At 42.9% G+C, this 5,061-nt stretch carries 1 protein-coding gene and 1 pseudogene; both read right to left on the bottom strand.

Annotation, left to right across the window (positions count from 1 at the left end; all coding sequences use genetic code 11):
• A pseudogene (locus PL9631_RS00160) lies at positions 1–166 on the bottom strand (IS5/IS1182 family transposase); the annotation flags it as partial.
• Positions 167–415: 249 nt separating this feature from the next.
• Positions 416–4,840, bottom strand: a complete 4,425-nt coding sequence (locus tag PL9631_RS00155; RefSeq protein WP_197046202.1) for a hybrid sensor histidine kinase/response regulator — start codon at positions 4,838–4,840, stop codon at positions 416–418.
• Between the last annotated feature and the right edge of the window lie 221 nt (positions 4,841–5,061).

Below are 5,061 nucleotides of genomic sequence, written 5' to 3'. Positions count from 1 at the left end.
GTGCTCCCATAACAGATGAGAATAATTCTGCGTATTCCGCTTCAAATTCTGCCCACGGTATCCATTGGGCCATGATTACCCACCGATTCTCTTCTGAGAGTTTTCCCTCAAATGGCAGTTTGAACTCTTCGGGTGGTGTCCTTGGTTGCTCGTCTTTACGGTACATTTTCACCGACTCATGCAAGGTTTTTGCGTTATTTTACACCCATCCCTTGCACCTGATTCATTTTTTCTTGTCTTCACCTCCCCTCTGTTCTGGCTTTTCGCCTTTTTTCAGCAAGCCCTAACTAGCTCTAAATCATTAACTGTATTTATATTCATTTCCAATAATCTCCAATAATCTCCAATAACGCGAGTAAGTTAAGCGATCGCTTTCAGAGTCATCGACAATCAACCTTCTGAGTAAGGTGAGTCATTAAGTACGCACTAACATTTGGTGAATCATGATACTGAGTTGGCGGAGTTTGACGGGTTTAGCTAGATATTCATTAGCTCCTGCTACCAGACATCTTTCGCGATCGCCTGCCATTGCTAGAGCCGTCAGCGCAATAATTGGGATATCAGCCAGATTAGGATCGAGGCGAATTTGTTTAATTGCCTCTAATCCATCCATAACTGGCATCTGAATATCCATCAAAATCAAATCGGGATGTTCCGCTTTGGCAAGATCGATCGCCTGTTGTCCATCAGTTGCCAATACAATGCGGTAGCCCTTAGCGTCGAGGTAACTGGAGAATGTCGCAATATTAGCCTCGTTATCTTCTGCCAGCAAAATTAAGGGTGCAATTATTTCCTCAGTTTGGCTTTGACCTATCTGAGACTGTCCTGACAAGTCCTGCTCAGTTTGTTCTTTGATCGCTGGGAAGCCGATATTAATGGGAAGATTAATCGCAAAGCAACTACCGACTCCCAACTCACTTGTCAGTTCTACGTTTCCTCCATGAATTTCAACAAGTCTTTTGACTAAAGCCAAACCCAATCCAGTGCCATTATATTGACGGTTCAGCGCACTATCGATTTGGATAAAGGGCTGGAACAGTTTCTGGATGTTCTCTGCCGAGATGCCTATTCCAGTATCAATCACGGCTATTTTTAAGTAATTTAGGGGCGTTGGATTAGTTGTACTACTTTCACGTTGAACTTGGGATACTTCTAAAGTAATTGTCCCTCCTTCCAGAGTAAATTTAACAGCATTATTGAGCAGATTGATTAAGACTTGTCGAATCCGCCTTTCATCTAGTATTATTTCAGGCAAATGCTTAGGAATTCTAGGTATTAATTGAATTCGTTTTGCTAATGCTTGCTGCTTGATAAATGCTAGGCTCGACTTGCAGAGGCTGTCAATATCTGTCGCTGTTAGCTCTAGCGTGACTTGTCCAGACTCAATTTTGGCAACATCGAGAATGTCATTAATCAATGCTAAAAGATGCCTACTGCTACTCTCAATAGTTTGTAATGCTTTAAGTTGACGCTCATTAATACCGCCAAATACTTCTTCCTGTAGAGCTTCATTCATTCCCAAAATCGAATTGAGCGGTGTCCGCAGTTCGTGGCTCATATTGGCGAGAAATTCGTCTTTGAGTCTGGTTGCACGGGCGAGTTGTTGGTTGGTTTCCGTCAATTGTTGTTGGGCTTGTTTACGTTCCGCAATTTCTTGTTGAGATTCCTCATATAGACTAGCTTGCTGAATGGCGATCGCTAATTGATTCGCAATTTGTTGGAGAAGTTGAGCTTCTGAATCTTGCCATTCTCGCTGTTCTGCACAGGCATAGACTACCAAAACACCCCACAGCTTTTTAGCTCCGTCCGTTGCTACCCAGCGATGATTTTCGCTAATGTGCGACTCTAGGAGAATAGGCGCGACAATTTTGGACTTGATCTGACCTTTGAGCGAGTATTCCACTAGGCATTCTGTCCAAATGTCATTCATCACATCGGGAACAATGCGAGGCTTGCCTTGCCAATAGCAATCGAGAATTTCCTGTGACCAAACTTCGTTTTCCCAATTAAAGTCTTTGAGATTGAGAAAGTTACTATGTACAGATTCTTCGACAATTTGGCTGTTACCATTATCAAATAGTTGAAAGACGATCACGCGATCGCCAGACAGCACATCTTTAACCTGTTGAGTCACCACTGCCAGAATCTCTTTGATACTAAGTGATTCGTGAATTTTATTGGTGATTGTCGCTAAGGTTTGCTGTTCTCGCAATTGCTGCGCTATTTTCGATTGAGATTGCTGACGTATTAATAGTTCCTCTTGAAGTTGCTCATAGAGACTGGCTTGTTGAATAGCGATCGCTAATTGATTAGCAATTTGTTGAATCAGATTAATCTCATGCTCTTGCCATTGGCGAGTATGAGCGCATTGATGGATGCACACTAAGCCCCATAGGTTGTTGCCACATAGTAATGGAATCACCAGATTTGCCCGCACCTGAAATTGAGCCAAGACATCGCGATGGCAGTCCATCAGACCAGCATTATCTATATCATTCAAGACCTGTATTCGACCTTGGGCATAGGCGGCGGCATAGCCTTCGCCAAAGCAATGGTCGTGAATGTGAACTTCCATTGCTGAACTAAATCCATCGACAACGGATTCGGCGACAAATTCACCATCATCAAAATTGGATTCAGGATAGAACTTGAAAATGCCGACGCGATCGCATTGCAGCAATAGCTGAATTTCTTGACAAGCGACATCAAAAATTATTGAGAGATCGAGGGATTGACGGATACGCTGAGTAATTCCTCGCAATAGGGTTTCTCGATTTGCTTGTTGGAGAATAATTTGCTCGGTTTGTTTGCGATCAGTAATATCAAAGTTGATGCCAATAATGCTTAGAGGATTACCACTAGCATCTCGATTCAGCGTTCCATAGGCTTTGATAAAGTGAATACTCCCGTCAGGATGCACAACACGATACTCAGAATCAAATTCTTCTACTTGTCCTGCGGCAATTTGTTGAACCGCCATTTCACTTTCAGCACGATCTTCTGGATGTATTGCGCTAGCCCAAATTTCGTAGACGATCCGCAAGTCTTTTTCTTTACAAACCCCATATAGTTCATACATCCGCTCGTCCCAAAAAGCCATATCTTTCTGGACATCCCATTCCCAACAACCGACCGCTCCAGATTTGAGAGCTAAAGCTAAACGCTCTGTGGTTTTTTGCAGTTCCAGTTCGGCTTGTTTGCGATCGCTAATATCAAAGTTAATCCCAATCATACTTTCAGCTTTACCTTGACTATCTCGCTTAACTCTTCCATAGGCTTTAATGAAGTGAATACTGTGATCGGGATGAATGATCCGAAACTCACAATCATATTCGGTTTTTCCTAAGACAGCTTGTTGGAGTAAAGTTTCAGTAAGATCACGATCATCTGGATGTATTGCGGTTGACCAAATTTCATAGGGCAGATGGGAATAAGTTTCTTGTGAGTATCCATACAGTTCATACATCCGATCATCCCAAACCAGAAAATCCTGTTGAATATCCCATTCCCAGCAGCCGATCGCCCCAGACTTGAGTGCTAAAGATAGGCGATCAGTTGTTTGCTGTAATTGCACTTCAAATTCTTTGCGATCGCTAACATCAAAATTGATCCCAGTAATGCTCTGAGGCTTACCATCTGCATCGCGTTTGAGCATTCCATAGGCTTTGAGGAAATGAATACTGCCATCAGGATGCACAACTCGAAACTCTGTATCATATTCGTCTATTTGTCCCGCCGCAATTTTGCGATTTATTGCTTCAATAGCCTCAGCATCATCGAGATGTAGCGCATTCTTCCAAATTTCGTAAGTAGGCTGAGGGTTTGTTTGGTTGGAAACTCCATACAGTTCGTATACCCGATCATCCCAAACAGCAATATCGCTTTGCAGATCCCATTCCCACCAACCGATCGCTCCAGATTTAAGGGCAAAAACTAAACGCTCTGTGTTTTTTTGTAGTTCTAATTCAGTTTGTTTGCGATCGCTAATATCGCGCAAAATTGAAGAGGCTCCGACCAACTGCCCCGCGTCGTTTACTAAAGGAGAGATGGTTGCCGAGACTTCGATTCTTTTACCTTCTTTGCTGGTAAGGACAGTTTCAAAATGTTCTACCCGCTCTTTTCGCATGATACGCGCCACAATCTGAGGTTCCTCATCCAAGCGGTCAGGGGGAATAAGCATAGAAATAGGTTGCCCGATCGCTTCAGCCTCTGAATATCCAAATAATCTCTTAGCAGCAGAATTCCAACTGGTGATAATCCCTTCTAAAGTCTTAGTGATAATTGCGTCATCCGAGGATTCGACCACAGATGCTAATAGCCGAAATGACTCTTCCTTGAGTCTTAGCTCAAGTTGACTGATCACCAGCCGACTCAAGGCTTCTAGTTGACTGATTTGTTGCTCAGTGAGATAGCGAGGTTGGAGATCGATGACACATAGCGTTCCTAAAGCAAAATTATCATCAGTAATTAAAGGGACTCCAGCATAAAAACGAATATTCGGATATTGTGCGACCAGTGGATTGTCAGCAAAGCGAGGATCGAGGCTGGCATCAGGAACATTTAAAATAGAACCTTCCGCAACTACATGACCACAAAAAGAAATATCACGAGGTGTTTCGGTTGCGTCAATGCCAACGCGAGACTTAAACCATTGGCGATCTTTGCCAACTAATGAGATGAGCGCGATCGGCGTTTCGCATATATCCGCCGCTAGTTGTGTCAAATCGTCGTATACCTGCTCTGGCAAGGTATCGAGAATCTTGTAACGATCTAGTGCTACTAAGCGATCGCTTTCATTAGCTGGAATATCGGGTTTTTGCATAGAATTTGTGAGAGGCATCAATACTGTGTGGACATTTTTTGCAGCTAGGCTATAAGTATAGCAGGGAAGCATTTCCGACAATTGCGTGACTTAATTGGCTGTTAGCGTTTAGTTTAACAACCAATTAAATTTCAGGCGGAATATAGCTCTATACGTGGAAATCAATAAGCTGTTAATTATCTAAATTTTCGAGGCTATCCAAGCCAGTAAGGGGTTTCAGCCTCTAAAATATGCAGTTT

It is taken from the genome of Planktothrix paucivesiculata PCC 9631 (assembly GCF_900009265.2).
GTDB lineage: Bacteria > Cyanobacteriota > Cyanobacteriia > Cyanobacteriales > Microcoleaceae > Planktothrix > Planktothrix paucivesiculata.
This window is presented reverse-complemented; position numbering and strand designations above follow the sequence as displayed.

Excerpts from the sequence above, each read along its gene's own strand:
- PL9631_RS00155 (WP_197046202.1), bottom strand. The coding sequence starts at position 4,840 with ATGCCTCTCACAAATTCTATGCAAAAACCCGATATTCCAGCTAATGAA.